At 41.5% G+C, this 25106-nt stretch carries 14 protein-coding genes; 12 read left to right on the top strand and 2 right to left on the bottom strand.

The features are described 5' to 3' along the window. The first annotated feature begins 309 nt into the window (after nt 1–309). The 12 genes from Q4533_RS02510 to Q4533_RS02455 all read left to right on the top strand — a co-directional run bounded on the left by Q4533_RS02510 (nt 310) and on the right by Q4533_RS02455 (nt 21960). Nucleotides 310–2394, top strand: coding sequence for a winged helix-turn-helix domain-containing protein (locus Q4533_RS02510; RefSeq protein ID WP_303501737.1), 2085 nt, complete (start codon nt 310–312; stop codon nt 2392–2394). Nucleotides 2395–2600: 206 nt separating this feature from the next. After that, the gene (locus tag Q4533_RS02505; protein WP_303501734.1) at nt 2601–6377 is read left to right on the top strand and encodes a S8 family serine peptidase; all 3777 of its coding nucleotides are present in this window, start codon (nt 2601–2603) and stop codon (nt 6375–6377) included. Between the two features lie 83 nt (nt 6378–6460). Then, on the top strand, nt 6461–10060 hold the full coding sequence (locus Q4533_RS02500; protein ID WP_303501731.1) for a S8 family serine peptidase: 3600 nt from the start codon (nt 6461–6463) through the stop codon (nt 10058–10060). Nucleotides 10061–10468: 408 nt separating this feature from the next. Next, the gene (gene tkt / locus Q4533_RS02495; RefSeq protein WP_303501872.1) at nt 10469–12463 is read left to right on the top strand and encodes a transketolase; all 1995 of its coding nucleotides are present in this window, start codon (nt 10469–10471) and stop codon (nt 12461–12463) included. 129 nt (nt 12464–12592) lie between these two features. Further along, nucleotides 12593–13615, top strand: a complete 1023-nt coding sequence (gene epd / locus Q4533_RS02490) for an erythrose-4-phosphate dehydrogenase (protein ID WP_102439702.1) — start codon at nt 12593–12595, stop codon at nt 13613–13615. A gap of 87 nt (nt 13616–13702) precedes the next feature. Continuing rightward, a complete protein-coding gene (locus Q4533_RS02485) occupies nt 13703–14878 on the top strand; it encodes a phosphoglycerate kinase (RefSeq protein WP_102476933.1) in 1176 nt (391 codons plus the stop codon). A 292-nt stretch (nt 14879–15170) separates the two neighbouring features. Beyond that, complete coding sequence (gene fba / locus Q4533_RS02480) at nt 15171–16235, top strand: class II fructose-bisphosphate aldolase (RefSeq protein WP_303501728.1); 1065 nt, start codon at nt 15171–15173, stop codon at nt 16233–16235. A gap of 280 nt (nt 16236–16515) precedes the next feature. Further along, entirely contained in the window at nt 16516–17859 is a 1344-nt protein-coding gene (locus Q4533_RS02475) for an MATE family efflux transporter (protein ID WP_102531937.1), read from the top strand. Between the two features lie 179 nt (nt 17860–18038). Next, a complete protein-coding gene (locus Q4533_RS02470) occupies nt 18039–18779 on the top strand; it encodes a YdiY family protein (protein WP_303501726.1) in 741 nt (246 codons plus the stop codon). Between the two features lie 399 nt (nt 18780–19178). After that, a complete protein-coding gene (locus Q4533_RS02465) occupies nt 19179–19931 on the top strand; it encodes a hypothetical protein (protein WP_102439697.1) in 753 nt (250 codons plus the stop codon). A 16-nt stretch (nt 19932–19947) separates the two neighbouring features. Beyond that, complete coding sequence (locus Q4533_RS02460) at nt 19948–20478, top strand: hypothetical protein (protein WP_303501723.1); 531 nt, start codon at nt 19948–19950, stop codon at nt 20476–20478. A gap of 90 nt (nt 20479–20568) precedes the next feature. Then, nucleotides 20569–21960 (top strand): hypothetical protein, encoded by a 1392-nt coding sequence (locus tag Q4533_RS02455; RefSeq protein WP_102439695.1) that lies wholly within the window; start codon nt 20569–20571, stop codon nt 21958–21960. A 56-nt stretch (nt 21961–22016) separates the two neighbouring features. Here the strand turns inward: Q4533_RS02455 and Q4533_RS02450 are convergent, their stop codons facing one another. Both Q4533_RS02450 and Q4533_RS02445 read right to left on the bottom strand, forming a co-directional pair. Further along, the gene (locus tag Q4533_RS02450) at nt 22017–24251 is read right to left on the bottom strand and encodes a PAS domain-containing protein (RefSeq protein ID WP_102439694.1); all 2235 of its coding nucleotides are present in this window, start codon (nt 24249–24251) and stop codon (nt 22017–22019) included. Between the two features lie 168 nt (nt 24252–24419). After that, on the bottom strand, nt 24420–25061 hold the full coding sequence (locus tag Q4533_RS02445; protein ID WP_241904103.1) for a TatD family nuclease-associated radical SAM protein: 642 nt from the start codon (nt 25059–25061) through the stop codon (nt 24420–24422). Nucleotides 25062–25106 lie beyond the last annotated feature (45 nt).

Genomic DNA, 25106 nt, shown 5'->3' with positions numbered 1-25106 from the left:
CTGTGCCTTTAGCATTTATCACTAAAAAAAGCGCTAATATCAACACAAATCACTTGTTAAATAAGTGTAAACATAATTGTTAGCTGATACTCTGTTTTGTATACTATCAAGGTATAACTCATAATATTTATGTATATAAAGTGACTGTTTATATTTTGATACAAGTTGTAACGCGGGTTAACGCCTTCGTTAACAATAGCTTAATTAGATTTGTATCAAATGAGTTGCGCTTGGAATGGTTTTTTGTAGATATTTATTTATGATGACTAGTGAAAATAATAATAATAACAAATTACTAGGTGAGACTTGATGGCATTACTTCAGTATCAAATAGGGCCGTGTACGTTAGATTGCAGCATAATGACCTTAAGCTGTGGTGATAAGACAATTAAGTTGTCGGCTAAAGTGTTTGAGTTGCTGAAACTGTTTATTGATAGTCCAGATCATATTGTTTCTCGCCAAACAGCAATTGATACCATCTGGGATGGTAACCAAGCTGTTGGTGAAAAAGGTTTCACTAATTCAGTATGGCTAATACGAAAATCCTTTAAAGATTTACATATTGAAGCTGATTTACTGCTGACATTACCAAAACTTGGTTACCAATTAGTGTTACCGATTTCATTAATTTCTTCAGCTAATGAGGAGACGAGTCTTTCAGATATCACTCACAAAAAGGCAGGCCGTAAACATACCGTGTTGGCAGTTTTTGTGCTCGCATTTGTGATACTACTCAGTTATTCCGCTTATCAATTTATCAAATCTTTTACAGAGCCTGAAGCCGCAGCCGCTTTGGCGTCACCAATAAAAAGTAAAGTGACCAATTTTGAAGGGGTTGAAGAGCATATTGCCGTGTCCAATGATGGCAAATACCTTGCGATGCAATGGCGTAATGGTCAGCAACCGGGCAAAATTTATATTAAAGAGCTTAATAACAATGACTCGCCACTGAAATTAATTTCGTTTGTCGATAGTGAAGAAGCTTCTCCCGCTTGGTCGCCGTCCGATCAAAAACTGGCTTACGTGCGAGTTTTAGCTAGTGGTGTTTGCCAAGTAAGAGTAAGGCATTTACAGCAAAATACCGATGATCTTGTGACTGAGGGCTGCTTTTATTTGCCATTTAAACGAGTACTGAGCTGGTCAAAAAATGATGAAGATACACTTATTTTTGCGAAGCAATTAACTGATAGAGTGGCTTTGTTTTCATATTCGATGTCGACAAAGCAAAGTACACAATTAACCAAGCCCGGTAAAAACGAGGTAGACTTTTCGCCTCATCAATTGACCAATAATGATGAAATTGCGTTTATCAGAGAAAAAAGTTCATCACTTCAAATGAGCCTGCTATTAAAACGTGGTGAAAGTGATGTTGTTGATTTAATAGCGAATAGTGTCAGTATTATTGACTATGACTTTAGTTATCAAAATGACAGCTTTTATGTGAATCATATTGAAGGATCAAATTTAGTGATCTCTAAAATTGATCTGTTAGGTAATGTTCAGCATACCATTCCATTTACTGGCTTAATCAGTAGCGTCACTTATTCCGATGTGTCCGAGACGCTATTTATTAGCGAGCACATTTCAAAAGAGTATATTGCACAACTGAGCTATCAAAACCAAAAAGTACTGCGAAAAATCTCCTCATCTTCACGAGACATGTATGCCCGTTATTCAAAAAAGACTGGTGATATTTTATTTTTGTCAAATCGTTCAAAATTGTGGTCCACCTGGAAAAATAACCAAGTCACTAGTAAAAACCTGACTAAAAGCATGGGGAATGCAGGGGTCGTGGGGGTATCGCCTACCAGTGAGATGTTTGCCGTCACCATCAACCGTAATGATAAACAAACCTTATATTTAGGTAATATTCAGTCGGAACTATTTGAAAGAGTTGATATTGGCGATCTTGCAGCCGAAAACATCAGTTGGTCTAAAGATGGTAAGGCTATCTATTTTAAAGGCACTGAAAATGAGAGTAGTGGCATTTATCGTTATTCACTTGATGATAAATTACAGCCAATTAAGTTTGGCCAAGGGAATTATGCTGTTGAAGGTGAGTCCCCAGATATACTGTATATGTCGAAGTTTAATTTAAATGGTATTTGGCGTTTTGATGCCAATACTAATGAAGTTAGCCAGATTACCGATCGTTTAGCTAAATATGATTTTGGCTCATTTTACTATGAAGATGGCTTTGTATATTTCGTCGAACGCACAGTAAAACAAGACCTGATCCAACGAATCAATGCTGCTGGCGAGATACAAACTGTGATGTCATTTCCAGCGAATACAGTGCGCAAGTTTTTTGGTTTATCAAGCGCTGATGAACAGTCTTTATTGTTAACATTAAAGGTTGCTAACGAGGCCGATGTTGTTGGTTATCGCCTCTAACTAGTGTTGTTAGTATTATGTTTTTCGTAGTTAAATGCCTGTATTTAAATAAAAAAGATAATTAAAAGATATAAGCTAGACAAGCGCAGATATAAATATGAGTATTAAATGAATCTGAGGTTGTTGTGACAATGTTCCTTGCACGTTATTAATTGGTTAGAGCCTGAAAAAGGCCGAATAACAAAAAATAACGTGAAGGAATGGAAATGAAATTTAATAAATGCACGCTCGCATTATGCGTCTCAACCGCCATTCTGTCGGGTGCTCTACATGCGAATGCTCAGACCGAATCAGTATCAGCATATGGTAGCGCTCAGCAGCAAGAACGCGCGACCTATACTCTATATTTAACAAATGCCGCAGCTATCGAGCGCCAAGGTGATAAACGCGATTACACGCAACGCCTTGCTGAAGTTAGCAAATTACAAGATCAAGTATTCAACCAAATTAAAGCCATTGATCCGCAGGCAATATTAACAGCGCGTTCAGGGTTAGTTGCGAATATAATCAATGTTGAACTGCAAAGCGGCTCAGTTGCTCAAGTTAAGGCGCTTGATGCAGTGCAACGTATTTTCAGTGCCAGCAATACTAGCAGCGTTAAGCAAACTGAAGCGACTCAGTCTGTTCAGCAAAATGCTACGGTAATGGCCGATGAAGAAGTCGCCTTACTGACTCCATATACTGGCAATGAATCGGCTGGTGCTGGTGTTAGCGTTGCAATCATTTCTACCGGTATTGATTACACTTTACCAATATTTGGTGGTTCAGGTGTTTATGGCGAAAATAATGACCCTGAAACGCCTCCACCGGCTGGCAGTTATTTAGAAGCCTTAGAAAATGGCGCTATTGAATATAGCGGCTTCCCTACAGCGGTAGTTGCAGGTGGTTGGGATTTTTCAAGCGAAAACTACGGTAATGACGCTAACCCAATCGATCAAAACCTAAGCTATGAGTCTTGGGATGGTTGGGTATACCCTACAGGCATGGGGACTGAGCTTGCGAGTATCGTGCATCAACTTGCACCTGGTGCATCACTTCATGCTTATAAAGTCTATAACGTATCGGGCGCAAGTTGGGACCCTACTTATATTACGGCGTCAGGACCTTCATTAGATAAACTTGTTCAAGCCTTTGAGCATGCTCTTGACCCTAACCAAGATGGTGATATTAGTGACCGTATCGATATTGCATTACTAGAGGCTTCTGGCGCGGGTGCATTTTTTGATATCGATGGTAATGCCTCGGTAAGCTTACTGCAATTGATGATTGAACGTGTATCAGCTCAAGGTATGACTGTAGTCACTCATGCTGGAGATTTAGCTGAGTACTCACTTTATGGTGACGCTGAAGCTAAACACCGTAACTGGATTTCAGCTGAAGGTAGTGCGACTTCGGCAATTACTGTTGGTGCAGTAAACTATGCTGACGATGGTGAAACACTTGTTGTACCTGAATGGGCTGCAATGGGCCCAGTGCGTGGCTCACAAACGTTAAAGCCTGAAATTGTCACTTTCACTGACAATCAGCCAGTGGTGCATATTTCCAATGCAGATGAAACTGCAGCTAAGTACGGTATGCGCTCTGGCTCTATGGCAGGTGCTGCAAGAATTGCTGCCGCTGCTGCGGTGATTAAAAGTCAGTTCCCAGGTTTTGGTCCTGCTGAAATTAAAGCTGTTTTAGCTAACACTGCTAATATCGATAGTATTTTAGAAAGTGATGAAATTACCCCTGCTGAAATCTATTCTATTGGTCATGGTGTTGAAGATTTAGATGCTGCAATCAGCTCGCCTTTAGTGGCTTGGGAAAGCGCTTCAAATCAACCTTACGTTCAATTTGGTATGCATGAAATTGCAGATACTAAAACAGTTCATAAGAATATCACTGTTCGCAATGTCTCAGATACCGCTCAGACCTACAGCTTATCGTTTAAAATGGTCGGTGATAAAGCTGCCCATGAAGCATTAACACTTAACTTGCCTGAATCAGTGAATATCCCTGCTAATTCAAGTGTGGTTATACCTGTGTCTATGATAGTTGATGCTAATAAACTGCCACAATGGCCGTTGATGAGCACTGCGGATCATACTGACGCTAACTTAAAAGCAACTGAGCTAAATGGTTACATTAGCTTAATGTCTGAAGGTAAGCCTGAGCTTAACCTTGGTTGGATGGTAAAAGCGCGTCACAGCACCTCGATTACTAAACGCCCAAACGCGATTGAGTTTCCGACTTATCTAGGTTGGAACCCAGACACTTTCCAAACAGAATGGAATCACTTAGCTTGGGGTCGTGAATTATACCCTGATGATGAGTTTGGTAATGGCAGTTATCAAGGTTATGTGGCTTCATTCATTAATGATTCTAAGACTGAAACAACCTTTCAAGCTTATCCGTTAATTTTACAAAACCGTACCGTTAGACCTGATTTAGAAAATGTTAAAGGTCATAAAATCAAAGCTGTTGGTGGCGCTATTTTTGATGATGCCATGTGTACGGTTTCAGGTAAGAAACTCAATATTGCGGTGAGCTTATTTGACCGCGCTGATGTGGCACTGGCTAACTTTCAAGAACGCGGCCCACAGCTATTTGCTTACGACCTATTTTTTGAATCTGTTGTTTTAGAAAATGGCTGGAATGAGAGTTTTGCAGATGGCTACATTTATGATGAAGCGCAGCAGGTCAATCAACCACGTATTGCGTTAAATGCCAAAGGTCAACCAGCGACATATGTAATTGATTACAGCGTTGCTTATGACTACACCAACCCAAATGGTCGTATGAAAGAATCTACCCTACCAACGTATTTTACCAATAATGGCAAAAATATCGTTTCTCAGGTTTGTCTTGAAGACCTATATCACCACGAGCTTGATAGCGTAGAAGATTTTGACCAAAACTTTGGTTTCCATATTCAAACCGACCGCCACACAGGTAAAGAACAATACGAACCAATTGCACAATTTAACCCGATTAAAGGTGGTAATTATGCAGTTGAAGAGTCTTGTTACTTTGATTGGTTTACCGGCATGGATGTGTGTACCGATGTAGCAAATGACCGCTCTGTTCATGTTGGTTTTGCGGCAATGGGTCAAGATGCTGAAGTTGGCGAGCTAGCGTTTTCACCAACCTATACTGCTCAACCAGGTGAAGAGGTTTATATCGCTTCAGTGGGCGCATCTGATTTAGGTGGTATCGGCCAGATCCCTGCACCGAAAGATTTCATGGTTGTTAGTGTAAACGATGACTTTATGCAAATTGGCTATAACGCAATGGTAGATGATGATGGTTCTATTGTTGCAAAAGCACAGGCTAACCAAGTCTTTAGCGTTGCAGAAGGCGCTGAAATGAATACTGTTTTAGGAAAGATTGAGCTGGATACTCAGGGCTTCTTTACTTACGGTTCAACAGACTTTGAGCCGCTTGAATTGCATATCGTTAATTCAGTTACAGGTACGCCTTTTGCGATTGACCAAGAAACTCATGAGTTATACGTGGTTAATCCATCAGCGCTTGATTTTGAGAATAACCAAGAATTTGAACTTAAAATCCTTGCTCAAAAAGGCAACACAGTTGGTGAAACCGAAAGCATTAAGGTGATGGTCACGGACGTGAATGATATTGCGCCAGTAGTTGATGAAGACGTTGCCGCTGCTATGCCGACTCCTCAATTGACCTTCAAAAAAGGCGATTCAGCAAGCTTTACCATGGATATCGATGGACTGTTTATGGATGTCGAAGGTAACAGCTTAAGCTACACAGTTGAAGGTTCAGGCTTTACTGCACTGGCTATCGCTGGCACTCAAATCACGGGTGAACTTGATAGTGAAGGTAGTCATCAACTAACTGTTACGGCTTCTGACGGTGTGAATGAAGTGAGCCACACGTTAACTGTAGAGTCAACGTATGAAAAAGACAGTGGTGGTAGCTTAGGTATGCTTTCACTATTGTTTGCAGGATTAATCGCTCTTCGTCGTCGTTTCTAACTGGCTAAACACTTGCTTGTTTAACCCTGGTAGGGAAAGCCGAATTCGGCTTTCCCTTTATAAAAAGAATAATAGGTTATCAAATGAAATTAAGTAGTAGATATTTGGTTCTTAGTGCTGTGAGTTCAGTATTGGCATTTTCTAGTCATGCTGATTCAGGCAAACCGCTTAACAGCATCAATCCTGGCCAAGAAAAAATAAAACTAGAACTTGCCGGAAAAATGCGTACTGACGGACTGTACTTTGTCCGTTTAAAAGATAGCGCGCTAGCAAGTTACGATGGCTCGGTTACAGGCTATGCCGCAACCAGCATCAAAAGTAATCAAAGTAACAAAACTACAGCGGGCGTATTAAATCTTAAATCTCAAGCCAGTGTGAGCTATAAACGCTACCTTGAGTCAAAGCAGACACAAATTACCCAAAGGTTAAGCGGTAAACTTAACCGTACTTTAAAGCCAACACAACAGTATCAAGTAGTTGCTAATGCATTTGCACTGCAGCTTGATGCCAGTGAAGTTAAAACCATCCAAAAAGATCAAGATGTATACAGTGTTGAACCTGTCGGTATGCATTATATTCAGACTTCTACAGGACCTGAATTTATCGGAGCCAAAAAAGTTTGGCAAGGTGTCAATGATATCCCTGGTACCAAAGGTGAAGGGATTATTGTAGGTATTATGGATACCGGCATTAACGCTACGCATCCCTCATTCAAAGAAGTGGGCGATGATGGCCATGTATTTGTTAATCCAAATGGCGAAAATCAATACTTTGGCGATTGTCAGCAATACCCTAAATTTTGTAACAACAAACTGATTGGTATTGTGAGTTATCCAGAGCTTGTTGATTATCGGGCAAGTGTTGCAGATAACCTAGATGACCCAAGTTATGATGACCTAGCGGATAAAGCTAAAGTGGGTTATGACTTCCACGGACATGGCTCACATGTGGCATCTACGGCAGCAGGTAACGTCGTTCAAAACGTTAATTATTACCTTCAAGTGGAAGAAGAAGATGGCAATATCATTGCCGAAAAAAGTGCCTTTGAGTTTCCTGAGATTAGTGGCGTGGCCCCCCATGCCAATATCGTCTCTTACCAAGTATGTGACGATGTAGGCTCTTGTTACCCTGAATTTACGATTCAAGCTCTTGAGCATGCCATTGAAAATGGCGTGCAAGTACTTAATTATTCAGTTGGCGGCTCTGCAACTGACCCGTGGGATTCAGTAAGCGCTGAGGCATTCCTAAATGCTCGTGAAGCTGGTATTCATGTGGCAACAGCAGCTGGTAACGCAGGACCTACAGCGAGCACAATTGGCTCTCCTGGTAATGCGCCTTGGGTAACAACCGTAGCAGCTTATAGCCATAACCTGAGTTTTGACGAGAAAGGTTTGACTGATTTCACCTCTGTTGGTGGCACTTCTCTGGCTGATTTATCGGGCCGTGGTGTTACCAAAGGCTTTACCGGTAAGGTGGTTCAGGCTAAAGATTATGATGAAGCCAATGCTATGTGTACTGAGCCTTTTGAAGCAGACACATTTACTAGCGATCAAATTGTTGTCTGTGAACGTGGCCTTAACGCTCGTGTACGTAAAGGTATTATTGTCAGAGACGCCGGTGCGGGTGGCATGATTTTGATTAACCTGGAAGGTGGTGCAGATACGGTAAATGATGATAACCACGTACTTCCAGCTATTCATTTAAATGATGTTGACGGTCAATTATTGACTGACTGGTTAGCAACTGGGACTGATCACCAAGCAACAATAGCTGCCAGTGTAACCAGCACTGATGATAGTTTGGGTGATATTGCCGGCGCATTTACATCTCGTGGACCAAACTTGCCATATCCGAATATTTTTGCTCCTGATATTGCTGGACCGGGTGTGGATATCTATGCTGCAAATGCAGAGGACAGAGTATTTGAAGGTGAGATTGGCCATATTCCTTATGTGTCATTCTCTGGGACATCCATGGCAAGCCCACATGTTGCTGGCGCACTTGCCTTGATCAAATCAGCTTATCCTCAATGGACGCCTGCGCAAGCGCAAATGGCTATTATGTCTACAGCTTATCAGGTGACTTACCAAGATGATGACTATGACGGTGTTAAACAGCGCTCTGATTTCTTCACTCAAGGTGCCGGTAGTATCCGTATTAATGATGCCCTAAAAGCGGGTTTATTAATGGATATCACTAAAGAAGAATATCTTGCAGCTAACCCATCGATTGACGGTAACCCAGGTGATTTGAATACAAGCTCGATGGTTAACAATGAGTGTATTTCAAATTGTACTTGGACACGTAAAGTCACAGCGACGAAAAGCAGTAACTGGACAGTGGGTTATGAGTACTTAAATGATGGGTTTACTTTTGAAGTGTCACCTTCATCATTTGCACTTAACGCTGGTGAGTCTCAAGTATTGACGATCAAGGCTATCGCTAATGCAGAGTTAGTTGATGAATGGGTGCATGGCTACATTAATCTAAAGAATTCAGCTGATGACATGAGTGATACTCACTTACAGGCCACTATTGGCTTTAAAGCGGGGCAAATCGTAGATAGCGTTTCAGCTAAGTTAAACAACCTAGATAATACAATCGAGATCAATGACATCGTTACATCTGGTAGTAATGATCTGCAAGTTAACGGCTTTGGTTTATTTAAATCACAAAGCTTTAGCGGCACAGCGATCGGTGCATCTAATGATGTTGAGCGTAACAGCCCTGCATACAATCAAGAGGTGTTATTTACCACAACGACTGTTGTTAAACCATATACCAAACGTTTAGTGGTTGAAATCACAGATACAACTTCACCTGACATGGACTTATATGTGGGTATTGATGAGAACAATGATGGTAAAGCGGATGCAAGCGAACTGTATTACTCATTAGTGTGTATCAGTGGTGAAATTGACTCTAACGAGCAGTGTATTATTCCAACACCTACCACAGGTAATTACTGGATACTTGCGCATAACTATGAAGGCACAGTCGCTGATGAGGCTGATGACGTTACAGTGCGAGTGACTCATGTTAGTTATTCTTCTCAAGCAAGTTTCGACATTGATGCGCCAAGTACTGTTGCCCAAGACGAAGAGTTTGATGTCAGCATGACAGTTAATGGCTATCTTGATGACAGTCAAACCTTAACTCCGCTAGAAGAAGGTGAGGTTTACTACGGCTTACTAGAACTGGGGACAACGTCAAATTTAGTGCGTAACATTGGTGGCACACTGATTAAAGTTGAAGGTTTGGCTCCAGTTGAAGTACCTGTTAATACCGCTCCAACAGTGGCTAATCCACTTAGCGATGTTGAAACTGAGCTTACTGACTCAGGCAGTGTTGCATTCAGTGTTGATTTAACAGATGTATTTGCTGATGCCGAAAATGACACTCTGACTTATAGCGTGTCAGGCTTAGATACATTAAGCATTGATGGCATGAGCTTATCTGGCAGCTTGACTGAAGCGGGAACATTTGAAATTAAAGTGACAGCAACGGATGGTGAGTTATCAGCATTTAGCATGTTCACACTCACGGTTGCAGCCGCGCCAGAAGTTATACCTCCGGTAATCGAAGAACCAACTAAAAGCAGTAGCGGTGGTGCTATGGGTATGGGTTGGATGATGTTACTTATCATGGCTTGTATTCGCCAACGTAAACGTGTTCAGAAATAGCTTAAAAACTAACTGTAAACTCGCTGTTAATATCAGCCCGATGAATTATCAAGTCATATAATTAATCGGGTTTGTGGCAGTACTTCTTATTGTTTAATTACCTTTATAAGGCCAACAAGGATGTTGGCCTTTTTTTCCTTCCCGTTATCATTTCAGCTATTGCCTCCCCAACGCATCCAAAGTTCAACTTTTACAAAATGTTAATTATTGGTGTAAATGTGATTTAAATGTTACCGATAACATGGTATAAATCGAGCCATTAATAATATCGTCAGGTGTAAGCAGTATTGCTCGGGATAAAAAATTGCTACTTATATTTAATTATAATTTGCGTCCCATCGCTGAGTAGGGGAAAATATGTCCCCACAATTGCCCGCTAGACCTCATCATCAACAAGCAGGAGAGAGCATGTCATCTCGTAAAGAACTCGCCAACGCAATTCGTGCGTTAAGTATGGATGCCGTTCAAAAAGCAAATTCTGGACACCCAGGTGCACCAATGGGTATGGCAGATATTGCAGAAGTGTTATGGAATGATTTTTTAAAGCATAACCCAACCAATCCTAACTGGGCTGATCGCGACCGCTTCATTTTATCAAATGGTCACGGCTCAATGCTTATCTACTCTTTACTGCATTTATCGGGTTACGAACTTCCGATTGAAGAACTTAAACAGTTCCGTCAGCTGCATTCTAAAACGCCGGGTCACCCGGAATTTGGTTACACACCAGGTGTTGAAACCACAACCGGTCCATTAGGCGCGGGTATCAGTAACGCTGTCGGTATGGCGATTGCTGAAAAAACCTTAGCAGCACAATTTAACCGTCCTGGACACGATATTGTTGATCACAACACTTACTGTTTCTTAGGTGATGGCTGTTTAATGGAAGGTATCTCCCATGAAGCTTGTTCATTAGCGGGTACTTTAGGTCTAGGTAAACTTATCGCATTCTGGGATGACAACGGTATTTCTATCGATGGTCACGTTGAAGGTTGGTTTACTGACGATACGCCTAAGCGTTTTGAATCATACGGCTGGCATGTTATTGCTGATGTTGATGGTCACGACAGTGATGCTATTCGCGCTGCAATCGAAGAAGCTAAGTCAGTAACAGACAAACCAACAATGATTTGTTGTAAAACTGTCATTGGTTTTGGTTCGCCAAACAAGTCTGGTAGCCATGACTGTCACGGCGCGCCACTTGGCGATGCCGAAATTGCAGCAGCTCGTGAGTTCCTTGGTTGGCCACATGCCCCATTTGAAATTCCTACTGATGTTTACCAAGGTTGGGATGCTAAAGAAGTTGGTATTGCTAACGAAAAAGCATGGGATGAAAAATTTGCAGCTTATAAAGCGGCAGAGCCAGCACTTGCTGCTGAATTTGAGCGCCGTGTATTAAACGGTGACTTACCAGCTGATTTTGAAGCTAAAGCTCAAGCATTTATCCAAGAGTGTCAAGATAAAGCAGAAGGCATTGCCAGTCGTAAAGCATCACAAAATGCCATTGGTTTCTTCGGCGAAATGCTTCCTGAATTACTAGGCGGCAGTGCTGACTTAGCGGGTTCAAACTTAACCCTTTGGTCTGGTTCAAAAGGTATTCAAGACGACGCTGCCGGTAACTACATCTACTACGGTGTACGTGAATTTGGTATGAGCGGCATCATGAATGGTGCATCATTACATGGCGGTTTTATCAATTATGGTGCAACTTTCATGATGTTTATGGAATATGCGCGTAATGCGGTACGTATGTCTGCACTGATGGGCATTCAAAACATCTTTGTTTACACCCATGATTCAATTGGTCAAGGTGAAGATGGTCCTACTCACCAACCTGTTGAGCAATTAGCTAACTTACGCATGACGCCAAACATGACGGTTTGGCGCCCATGTGATGCTGCTGAAACATCGGTATCTTGGAAGTCTGCAATTGAAACGCGCAAGTCGCCAACCTCATTAATCTTTAGCCGCCAAGGCCTAAAAGCCCAGGCTCGAACAGCTGAGCAGTTAGCCAATGTTGCTAAAGGTGGTTACGTACTTGCTGATTGTGAAGGCACAGCAGACGTTATCTTGATTGCCACAGGTAGTGAAGTACAACTTGCATTAGACTCGGCAGCAGCATTGACTGAAAAAGGTCAAAAGGTTCGCGTAGTGTCTATGCCATCTACGAATGTATTTGATAAGCAAGATGCTGCGTATAAAGAGTCTGTATTACCTTCATCAGTACTTAAGCGTGTTGCGATTGAAGCAGCTCACGTTGATTTCTGGCATAAGTATGTTGGTTTCAATGGCGCAGTGGTTGGTATGTCGACCTTTGGTGAATCAGCGCCAGGTGGCGACTTACTTAAACACTTCGGCTTTACTGTTGAGAATGTCGTTAATACGGTTAACTCATTAGGTTAATCCCTAAGCGACTCAATTAAAGGGTAAACTTTTAGCCTTTTAATCTGTATAATGGCGGCCTGCAATCACTTGCAGGCCGTTTTTTTTCTAAATTCTGCTGAGTACTGTTAAGAGGAAGCTTAACCCTCAATGATCCGAGTTGCTATCAATGGTTATGGCCGAATAGGCCGTTCAATCTTACGTGCCTTATACGAATCGGGTAAACGTCAACAGATCCAAATTGTTGCCATTAACGAGCTTGCTAAACCTGCTGCTATCAGTCATTTAACCCAATATGACACCACCCATGGCCGCTTTCAAAACAGCGTTAAATTGCATGAAGACCAATTACATATTGGTGATGATGTCATCCAATTATTTCACCAAGCTGACGCCAGTAAATTACCTTGGGCCGAATTAGACATCGATATAGTGTATGAGTGCAGTGGCAGCTTAATTGAAAGGCAAGCCTGTGAAGCCCACATCTATGCAGGGGCCAAACAAGTGTTAATAAGTCACCCATCTTCTGCAGATGTTGATGGCACTATCGTATTTGGGGTTAATGACCACTTACTTCAGCCGCATCATACTGTGGTGTCAAATGCATCTTGCACCACCAATTGCATCGTGCCAATCATCGATGTACTGGATAAGCACTTTGAAGTAAAAAGCGGCGCAATTACAACAATTCATTCAGCGATGAACGATCAGCAAGTGATTGATGCCTACCATGATGATTTACGTAGAACCCGCGCAGCAGGTCAGTCAATTATACCGGTTGATACTAAACTTGCCCGTGGCATCGAGCGGATTTTACCGCACATGAAAGACAAGTTTGAAGCGATCTCAGTGCGTGTTCCAACCATCAATGTGACCGCAATCGACTTATCAGTCACCGTTGATAAACTGGTTGATATTGCCAGTGTAAATCATGTGCTAGAGCATGCCGCCAGCGGTCGTTTTAATGCTATTTTGGGTTATACTGATGAACCATTAGTATCGTGTGATTTTAACCACGATCCCCGTTCCAGTATCGTCGATGGTACCCAAACACGCGTCAGCGCAGGGCATTTAGTGAAGCTATTACTGTGGTGTGACAATGAATGGGGCTTTGCTAATCGAATGCTTGATACCAGTTTAGCGATGATTTGCGCTAAAAATAACGGTAATTAATTTATATTAATTGAGCGCTTTATCTTATGAGGTAAAGCGCTCAATTGTAACAGCAGCTTTGTTTTTAAATTAAAAGGAAATATCTCCATGGCTATTATCAATATGAGTGAGTTGGATTTGACCAATAAGCGTGTGCTTATTCGTGAAGATCTTAACGTGCCAGTCAGTGACGGTGTTGTGACCAGTGATGCACGTTTACGCGCTGCTTTACCGACAATTAAGCTGGCCCTTGAAAAAGGCGCCGCAGTGATGGTGATGTCTCACCTTGGGCGCCCAACAGAAGGCGAATTCAACGCTGAATTTTCTATGCAACCAGTGGTTAACTACTTACAAGCGGCATTAGACTGCCCAGTGACTTTAGCTGCTGATTACCTTGATGGTGTTGCTGCGAACATTGGCGAAGTGGTTGTGTTTGAGAACGTGCGCTTTAATATCGGCGAAAAGAAAAACGATGAAGCATTAGCTAAAAAATTGGCTGCATTATGTGATGTATACGTAATGGACGCCTTCGGCACCGCTCATCGCGCACAAGCATCAACCCATGGCGTTGGTCTACATGCGCCTATTGCTTGTGCTGGCCCGCTACTTGCAGGTGAACTAGCTGCATTAGGTAAAGCACTTGATAATCCAGCTCGTCCAATGGTGGCCATTGTGGGTGGCTCGAAAGTATCAACTAAGCTGACGGTACTTGAAAGCTTATCAACTAAAGTTGATCAGTTAGTTGTAGGCGGTGGTATTGCTAATACTTTCGTTGCGGCAGCAGGCCATCAAGTGGGTAAATCACTCTTTGAAGCTGACTTAGTTGATGAGGCTAAGCGTTTAGTGGCCAATGCACAAAGCCGTGGCGGCGATATCCCTGTCCCTACAGATGTTGTTGTTGCCAGTGAGTTTAGCCCGACTGCAGCGGCAACCTTAAAGTCAGTGGCGGATGTTGCTGACACAGATATGATTTTTGATATCGGCCCCGATAGCGCTGAAGCATTAGCAAAAATCATTGAAGCTGCAGGCACTGTAGTATGGAATGGCCCAGTGGGCGTATTTGAATTTGATCAGTTTGGCGCAGGGACTAAGCGTATCGCTCAAGCGATTGCCGATTCAAGTGCATTTTCAATTGCGGGTGGTGGTGATACTTTAGCGGCAGTGGATAAATACGATATAGCAGACAAAGTCTCTTATATCTCAACAGGTGGCGGCGCGTTCTTGGAATTCCTTGAAGGTAAAGAGTTACCAGCCGTTGCTATGCTCGAACAACGCGGCAAATAATAAGCACTAATAGCTTAAGCGGCGAATTTAATCGCGATTATCAGAGTTATCTCGGCACAACTGAGTCAAGATGAGTCGTGGTTTATCGCGAATAACGAGTAAAAATTGTAGTACGAAACCGATAATAATTAGAAAAAAACCGCTCTTATACTTGCTAGTTTACTGTTTGAGTGCTTGCTGACATAAGTTAACAAGCACTTTTACATCGGATATTAGCAAGATGTAAGGGTATAAAAATCAATCCAAGCGATAGCGACCTAGGTGAGTAATCACCCTATTTTTGGAGTAAAAAATGGCCTTAATATCTCTACGACAAATGCTAGATCATGCTGCAGAACACGGTTATGGTGTTCCAGCATTCAACGTAAACAACCTTGAGCAAATGCGTGCAATTATGCAAGCTGCTGAAGCGACTGACAGTCCTGTCATCGTTCAAGCATCTGCTGGTGCGCGTAAGTATGCTCGTCCACAGTTTCTTAAATATTTGATGGCTGCAGCGCTTGAGCAGTATCCAGATATTCCAGTATGTATTCATCAAGATCACGGTACTGATCCTGATATTTGTCAGCGTTCAATCCAGTTAGGTATGTCATCAGTGATGATGGACGGCTCTTTGATGGCAGATGGTAAAACACCAGCGTCATACGATTACAACGTTGATGTTACTCGTCGTACGGTTGCTTTTGCACATGCTTGTGGTGTGTCAGTTGAAGGCGAAATCGGTTGTTTAGGCAGTTTAGAAACTGGCGAAGCAGGCGAAGAAGATGGTATCGGTGCTGCTGGTATCTTAACGATGGAGCAAATGCTAACTACGCCTGAAGAAGCAGCGCGTTTTGTTTCTGACACTCATGTAGATGCACTTGCGATTGCGATTGGTACTAGCCATGGTGCTTATAAGTTCAGCCAACGTCCAACGGGTGATGTGCTGCGTATTGACCGTATCAAAGAGATCCACGCCCGTATTCCTAACACGCACTTAGTTATGCACGGTTCATCTTCAGTACCACAAGAGTGGCTGCAGATAATTAACCAGTACGGCGGTGAAATCCCAGAAACTTACGGTGTACCTTTAGAGGAAATCGTTGAAGGGATTAAGCATGGTGTGCGTAAAGTGAATATCGATACTGATTTACGTTTAGCATCAACAGGTGCAGTACGTAAGTTCTTAGCTGAAAACCCTGCTGAATTTGATCCACGTAAATTCTTAAAAGCGTCAATGGAAGCAATGGCTGACATTTGTACTACACGTTATGAAGCATTTGGTTGTGCTGGCATGGGTTCTAAAATTAAGCCTAAGTCACTACAAGCAATGTACAAAGCGTATCAATCTGGTGAGTTAGATCCGCAAATTAACTAACTTACTCAATAGTGCATACAAGATGTTCAATGGTTTTTTACTGCTGCTTTTTGTGTAACTAATTGATTAATAATAGTACTAAAAACCCAACCTTTCGCGTTGGGTTTTTTTATGGCTTTTTTTCTAAAACCACTTGTATCCCTTAGGTAAATAGCGCAATATCGCCGCCCTTAAAAACGGACTTAATTTCATATTGATAATAAGCTGGGCGAAATCTCATAAATTATTGTTAAGCTTTAGAAGGAACTGACTAACCTTTAACCTATATTGAATATGACGTATGCACGCTAAACCCAATGCCCAGTTATCGCTTTTCTCCCTCACTTGGCCATTATTTTTTGACTTTGCGTTGCACTTTTTGACCGCAGCTTTAAATACATTAATGATTAGCCGAGTTTCTTATCAAGGGGTTGCCGCACTGTCAGTGGGCAACATGGTATTTGAGCTATCGATTACGCTTTTTAGCTTCGTCAGTATTGGCGCCAGTGTGGTGATCACTCAATATCTTGGAGCCAATAATAAGGCAACGGCTAGCGACGTTGTTTACTCGTCGATAGGGTTTAATTTATTAGTGGGTGTGGTTGCGGCATTAGGGGTATTTAGTGGTGCAGGATTAATTCTACATCTAATGAATTTACCTGCTGAGCTGATCCCAGATGGTAAACTTTACCTGCAAATTGTCGGTATTTGTTTAATACCTGAGGCGATGGCAATGTGTCTTGCTGCAGGGATGCGAGCCCATGGCTTTACCCAACAAGCCATGTGGGTCACTTTACTGATGAATGTGATTACCTTTTGCGGCAACTTGCTGTTACTTTACGGCTGGTTTGGTTTGCCGCAAATGGGCGTTGCAGGTGTGGCTATTAGCACGGTTGTAGGGCGCTTAGTTGGCATGACATTAATGGCTTACTTATTTGTTAAGTACACCAAAATCCAACTTAAACTGCTTGAAATTATCAAACCTAAAAAGCAGCTTCTTAATAAAGTTTTTCATATCGGACTGCCTGCAGCGGGAGAAAATATTTCTTGGATGCTGCAATTTATGGTGGTGACCGCCTTTGTGGGATTAATGGGCGATAAAGCCCTCGCCGCACAAGCTTTGTACTTCCAAATTTGTATGTTTATCTTGTTATTCGGCTTATCTATTGGCATTGGTAATGAGATTATTATTGGTCATATGATAGGCGCCAAACAATATCAAGCTGCTGAAGCACAAATGTATAAAGCACTCAAGATAGGGCTAATCGTCACCACTATAGTGGCGGCATTAGCTGCTGCTTTTGGCGAGCATTTAGTGGCCTTTTTTACCAAGGACCAAGATATCCTTACTATGGTTGGTCAGCTATTTATTCTAACTCTATTAATGGAACCTGGTCGGACATTTAATCTGGTCGTCATTAATGCCTTAAGAGCCAGTGGCGACGCTCGTTTCCCATTTTTTATCGGCCTTTTATCTATGTGGTGTATTGCTGTGCCTGGGGCATACTTTTTAGGAGTACATTTAGATTTAGGCTTAGTAGGCATTTGGTGCGCTTTGGCTGTGGACGAGTGGGTTAGGGGCTTATTGATGTTATGGCGCTGGCGCAGTGGGCGTTGGCAGCAAAAGTGCCTAGTGATGGCTTAGTGATAATTTGGCAGCGCTAAGCTGATGCAGCACAAGAGATTATAGAAAATGGTTTTTAGGGTTTTGTATTAATCGCTTTAATAGGTGAGTAGTTTTTTCATTTTCGCTATCAAAGTGTTAGAATTCGGTTCGATTTTTGGGGTGAGTTTGAAACTATTGTAATTAAAGGACTTGATGACATGAAAAAATTGCTACTTGCTGCAGCTGTAACTATAGCTATGCCGTTTGCTGCCCATGCTGGTGCAGACTTTGTTGAAGGTGATAAAACCTTCGCTGGTGAGGCTGAATTAGGCGCAACACTAACAACGGGTAATACCGATACTTCTTCAGTTAAAGCGCGTTTAGGTTTGAAACAAGAATTAGGCAATTGGGAGAATGCATACCTGCTAGAAGGTTTGTATAAAGAAGATTCTGGTGAAAATACTGCTAAACGTTACTATGCCGGTGTTCAAGGCAACTATCAGTTCGACGAAAAAAGCTATATGTATATCACCGCAAACTATGAAGCCGATCCTTTTACTGGTTTTGATTACAAAATGATTGCTTCAGCGGGTTATGGTTACAAGTTTATTGATAATGAAAGAGCTTTTTTGAGTGCAGAAATCGGTCCAGGTTATATCTATAAGCAATTAGATGATGAGCAATCATTGGCATTAGGTTATGACACTGAGGACAGTGTTGTTGCTCATGGTATGATGAACTTTACCTATAAAATTACCGATAGCTCAACTTTTAGCCAACTGTTTGTTGCCGATTACGGTGACAACTTAGAAGGCCGCTCTGAAACTGCGCTAACGGCTAATATCATTGGTGCATTGGCAATGAAGTTTGCTGTTATTGTGCGTTATAACGATGCACCACTTGAAGATAAAAAGAGTACTGATACTGAAACCAATATGACTTTGTTGTATGCATTCTAATTAGTTTTTGGGGCAAGCGCCCTTAAAAAAATCGTCATATCAGAAACCGAGCTATGCTCGGTTTTTTTTTGCTTAATAATACAGCTTTATTGATACAAAATTAGCGCAAAAAAAAGCTCGCCAACTATTGAAAATGATTTTTATGTTCGCTAGGGGTGGTGGGTGGTGTTACTAAGTATCGGTTGATGTTGATCTGTGTTGGTTTCGGTGTGATTTTGATGCAACTTGGTTAACACTTGTATGCTTTTGCGGGCCGTTGGAGTTGATTTATGTCGAAATTTCGCGGCGTAGTTCACGAATTTTAATCTTGTCTGACTATCAGTTGTGTGGATCACAAATAACTATTTACTGCTCCGCTATAATCTAATGATATATAGAGCAATATGAGATGGACTAGGCATGCAAATTGGGTGTTGTTGGTTTGATGATAAGCAAAAAGTGCTTAGCAACCAATCCAAAGCTACCACATGGCAGCTCAATAATAACGAATTCTGGGTGTTGAGCTTATTAGCAAAACATCGCGGACAAGTTGTGCCTATCGAAAGCCTCTCTTTCCCCACTGATGGCCAGCATCAGCAGCAAATTTCAGAAGAAGATTTACAACAAATAATTGTGTTGTTTCAGGATTATTTAGGCGCTTCTCATAGCAGGCTAATAGAGTTAATCCCCAATCAGGGTGTCATTCTTTATACTAAAGTCGTTTCTGGTAAGAATAGCCTATTTGATTCACCTAATAAGGTGATTTCTTATGGTCAGTATATTGTGATTATTTTGCTAACGTTAATCGCACTATTTTTTGTTCATTCACACCTTAATAATCAAGAATCGGTGAAGCCGGATGCTAGCCGAGAGTTTTTAACTCAACAAGGCAATGTTTCTAACCTGTATTTATATGCCTCTAAAGCCAGTGAAATCGATTTAGATTTAAGCAGTATTGCAGACCGTATCTCTAATCAGTTAAGAAATTGCCCCATCATGCCTTGGGATGCTATTTCCGCCACTTTGGCTGAAGATAATAAAGCCGTCAGCATCGTAATGAAAAAACGCCTACCCGATCGCTGGCGTTTTTATAATATCAAGGTTTTGAGGGATCAAGCTCAGCATAGCTTTGTAACGCCTGCGTGGCTAAAAAAGGTAAATATTTGTGGTTAAAGCAGTAACAGATTTTTTGTTAACTAGAATTGGTCGTGTTGTTTTTACTGTCTGTTTCATCGTAGTTTCTTGTATTTCGGTGTTAATGTTAGAGCAGTTTGCTGATACAAGAGATATATGGGCCTTTGATTGCCAGAGTGATTTATATGAATTTAGCGCTGACAAAGAGCATACAATCGAGCTTGATCATGGACCACTATTTTTAGCATTAACAGTTAAAAATAAGCAAATTCAGTTGAATTATTACAATGCCAAAGGTTCAAAAAACCATGAATATGCAACATTCGATGGCGATTTGACTGAACTAGAGGTTGGTGACATGACCTATAAATTAGATTTAGTGTTAACCGATGCTCAGTTTAACCAAAATAATTCCTATTTGAGAAAGTACCTCGCCAAAGAGCTTAAAACCACAGCGGCTCAGTTGCAAACTCAAACACTGCTGCATATAGCTGTTCAAGTCTTAGAAATGGATATTGATAATAAATATATCTTAATGAAATTTAAGCCCTACAATATGCTTTGGGCATGCCGTTTACATGAATAATGGTATAGTTTTAGTTATTTACGCCTCCTTTATCTGCTGAAATTCGTTATAGTTAAGGCAAGGCAAACTCTGAGATAAAATACTTCCATAGTGGCTAAAGTCAAAGTAAAAAAAGAAGAATCATTATCGATTAAATTCAGCCATCAAATGGAGGCTGGGCAGCAGCGCAGCTTTGATTTATATTTTTACTTACCCACAGAAATGGGGGTTGGCGAAAAAACCCTAGACGAAGAAGAGTATTACCACAGCGCAATGCTTGGGCGGCGGTCTTATTACTCTCAAGGGTTACACCTACCATTAGTACAAAACCGTTTTGCCAGTATTAATAAACGCACTAAAGAAGAGTTCCGTTTATACCTCAACTTATTTGCCTATCAATTTGCCGTAGCCATTGAGACTGATGCAAAAGAATTGCGTCTTATCACTGACCCTGACGACTTTTATCCCGCATTAACTGAATTAGGTGAGTCGGTCACGCAGTTACTTAAAAAGTTTCGCCGTAACGAGCCCAGCGATGAAAAGCTCAAATCCTACTTCAATAATGCTGACAATTACCTGTCCTGGTTTTGTGAACAACAACTGTTAAAAACCTTAGCTTATCGGCCGCGTAGTGCTGAATATAGTGATGTTAAAGATCAACTGGTGGCGTTATGCCGCGCTGAGCATCATTACCGTGAAGAGGAAAGAAAGTATAACTCATCCGGCACCAAGCAAGATGCTAATCGTATTTCAAATAAGATGCTGTTATTAAGGCGCTTAATACAACAAGGTGTGGTATTAAAGGAGGAGCTAAAACCTTTAGGCATAGGCTTGAAAAAGTTCGTGACGGGATTAGCTACGGGGTTAGTGATGATGGTGGTATCAGCACTGATCATTAAGGCCCAAGGGGTGTTTAGCGGCTTAACCATGAGTTTGGTGGTTACCTTAGCGGTGATATACGGTTTTCGTGAAATTTTTAAAGAAGATGTACGGGTTGCGATGTGGCGTTATATTCAGCGAGGACGTCCACGCTGGAGTCAGATTTTAAGGGATACCACCACCCAAGCCGTGATTGCTAAGCAGTTCGTATGGCTGGATTTTATCCGCACCCAGGATATTCCCGCTGCAGTCGCTGAGATAATGAAACAGCGGCATAGGCAAAATAAAGTCGATGCCGTGGTGCTGCATTACCGTATTGCTTCAAAGGTGACCAACAAAGAATTTGAAGCTGGCTACTCCAAAATCCAAGAGCAAGTAAACTTTAGCTTGGTGCCATTTGCCCGTCACTTAGAGCGTGGTAAGGCAAAAATCTATAGTGAACAAGATGGCAAAGTCAGTAACGAATCAGTAGAAAGGCGCTATCAAGTCAACCTTGTTGCAGTGCTAAAAGATGGCAAAGGCCCACTTGAATATGCCCGTTACAAAGTTATTATGAGCCGCTCTAGTATCATTGAAATTACTCAAAGCAAACTGCCAGGTGGGCTGTTAGAAATTGGCGAATAAGTTGCTTATTCGCCAATTAGACTTTAGCTGTAGTGATGATATAAGGCTGGCTATGATTAGCGAGCCTTACGGGTAAAGGCTTGGCAAATATTTTGGTTACCGGTTTGCTTTGCACGCCTTAATGCTACCTCTGCATTACTGAGATAATGTTCAAAAGACTGCTGCTCTAGATACCCAGAAATACCGATATTAATCCCTTCATTTAATTCATTTTGCTCCAATCTATCCATAATGCTCATGGCGTATTTGTGTGCTTGAACGGAATCACTTAGTGGCAGCAATATCACCAAAGAGCCTAGACGCCAATGGGCGATTTGAAAGCCTGTGGGTAAATCGATGAGTAACTGCATTTCAATGTCTTTTTGGCGTTGCTCTAAATGGTCTATATCACTGATGTGACTTATGAGCCCCTCAGGGTTAATGTCCATGATCAATAAGCAGGTTTGTTCACGGCTAGACTCTGTTAGGGTATTAAAATGTAGTTCTAATTCTGAAAGCTGCAATACCATTGAACTCAGTGGCGTTTGTTGATTAGGTAATTGTTTTAGCGCTGTTTGCGGCAATAGATTTTCAAAAGTACAGATAAAATACTCGTGTTCACCGTCGACAGAATGCTCCGAGCGAATATTGGCTTTTAAGCTAGTGGCAAAAGGGGTTTCACTGCTGGCGATTACTTGGCCCTTCCATTTCCCTTGCAAGCTGATGCGGCTATTGATATCGGCCCATTGTTTGGTGATGTCTTTACCTAACAGGCTTAAGATATTGACATTGCTGTCAGCAGCGAGGGCCATTAAGTTTTTAAATTTAAGGTTATATTTGAGTAATTGACCGCTGGAATCCGTTAATGCCGTGGCTACAGCGCTCTCAGATAATAACTGGTAACGGTATGCTTGATGCTTTGCTTGGGTAAGTTCGGTGATGTTTTCAAAGGTCACCAGCCAGTATTGCTCACTGTGTTTATTTTTATAGCTGGGCTGACAACATAGTGAAATAGTGCAGTTGTCATTATTTAAATTGACCACCTGCTTCCAAGTGACATTGTCACGCATGGCTTCAGTGAGCTGTTTATATTGCTCATCTTCTAATGACAATACGCGCTGTAAACTGCGCTCAAACAGTGATTCAATACTGGTTGATAGGGTATTAGCTGCTTGTAAATTGGCTTTGATGATGCGACCGCTAGTATTCACTATTAAGCAATTTTGATTACTGTTAAATAATACGCTGGCTAAATTAATACTATTGCTATTGGCGGTGCTTTCTAAATAGAAGCGATGCTTTAACACCAATAAACTGGAGGCTAACGCGGTAATGATCAAAGAGAAGCAAATTAACATATAGCGCCAGTGATCAAACTTTGCAGCGATATCCTCATGGCGAATATAAGACAGTAGATAGTATTCTCTTACCTCTGCATCTTGAGGTGCTACTTCAACCTTTAAAAACACAAAAGTGCCACTGTCAGTATGAAATTGACCAAAATGGGTGTTGGCCATGTGTTGCCATAATTCTGGGTATGACTGAATAATACTGCTGCCCAATGTATTAGGTAGTCTTTTCATGGGAAACTGCTGATTACCGCCCGCATAGAGCACGCCTTTAGAGCCAATAAGCAGTAATGGCGAGTTATGGTTAAAAAATGCCGGTTTGATGGATTCGAGTATTTCAGAAACCGAGTTGTAGGTCACTAAGTAACCGCGAATACTTTGGTCGTTATTTTCAATCCATGCCAACTGGTAAACATAAGGGGTTAACTTGCCATTTATTGGCACAAATTGAATATTGGAGTAGTAGGTGTCATTGCCTCCCATTGTATTGGAAGCTTCTAGAATAAATTCAGGGATAGTGACGTTACTAAAAGCATCTGTTGAGCTTATGCGTGGATTACCTTGGGGATCAAACAGGGTTAAACCTAATAACTCAGGAATATTGTTAAGCAATATGTCCCAGTTTTCTTCTAGCTTATGACGTTGCGCCTCAGATGGATTGGCTAAATATTGTTTCACAAGCTCTGCTTTCGCGAAAGCTTGGGTGCGAAATTGAAGGAAGTTAATTTTATCCGATGCGAGGGTGCCTACTGTTTGTATTTCACTATAACGCTTATCTGCCCAATCTTCTTGTAGGCGCCTTTCGCCTAACTTAAGCAGTAGCACAGTCAAAATGACAATACTTAACAGCATAACCAATAATTGACTAGACAGCGCTAATACATGTTGTCGCGCCCATTGAATATCTTGGGTGGAGATTAAAACAGACTTTGAGACGTTTTTATTAGTATATCTCTTAAACATTCACTTACTTATTTTTAACAGTCCCGGTAAGTGAATGTTAGCACGAATGCCCCATAAGGTTGACCTTAGAGACTGAGTTTTTCAGTAATTTTTTGTTCAAAGGTAAAAGTTACCATAAGGGCAAGTGGAGCCAATAATAAAGCTTAATCCAGAAGCCTCTTGGTTTAGTTAGCCAACAATATCCAGTTGACGACATTTAAAGGTTGCGCCTCGTTGCTCAACTAATATTTTACAACGGGCAATATCAACCCCTTCAAGGCCATTGATTGCCGACACCTGTACATCACTTATAAAAGTGGGCGCCATTTCGATAAAGCTGAGTACAGCAGCAAATGCGTGTTTCAATTTGGGCTGACAATGCTGAATATACAGGGCTTCAGTATCGGCATTGAGCGATATTGACAAGCTATCAATACAAGATGCTAACTCAGGTAATATATTGCGCCGATGGAAAAGGTTAGCTAAGCCATCGGTATTTAAACGCACTTTCGCACCTGATTTTTTAAGCTGCGTAGCGACCACTAATAAGGTCTCAAGGTTTAAGGTTGGCTCGCCATAACCGCAAAAAACATACTCATCAAAGTCAGCAGCATTGCCTAATAAAGGAATAATATCGTCAGGCTTCACTTGCCTATCAAGAGATAATTCATATTGATGAACTTGTTTTGAGCCATTATGTTTGGGGCAAAACTGGCATCTTAAGGTGCAGCGACCAGTAATATTAAGGTAGCGACTGCCGCGAATATCATAGACTAAGGTGTTGGCTGCGGTATCATTTGTCGCCGTTGCTGTGGTATTCGTTTTTGACATTGTGGTTTCAGGCTTCATCTGAATATCATTATTGCAGTGTGATTA

The sequence above is a fragment of the Shewanella sp. 6_MG-2023 genome (assembly GCF_030547195.1).
GTDB lineage: Bacteria > Pseudomonadota > Gammaproteobacteria > Enterobacterales > Shewanellaceae > Shewanella.
Note: the sequence above shows the minus strand (reverse complement) of the source record. Positions and strands in the feature narration are given on the sequence as shown.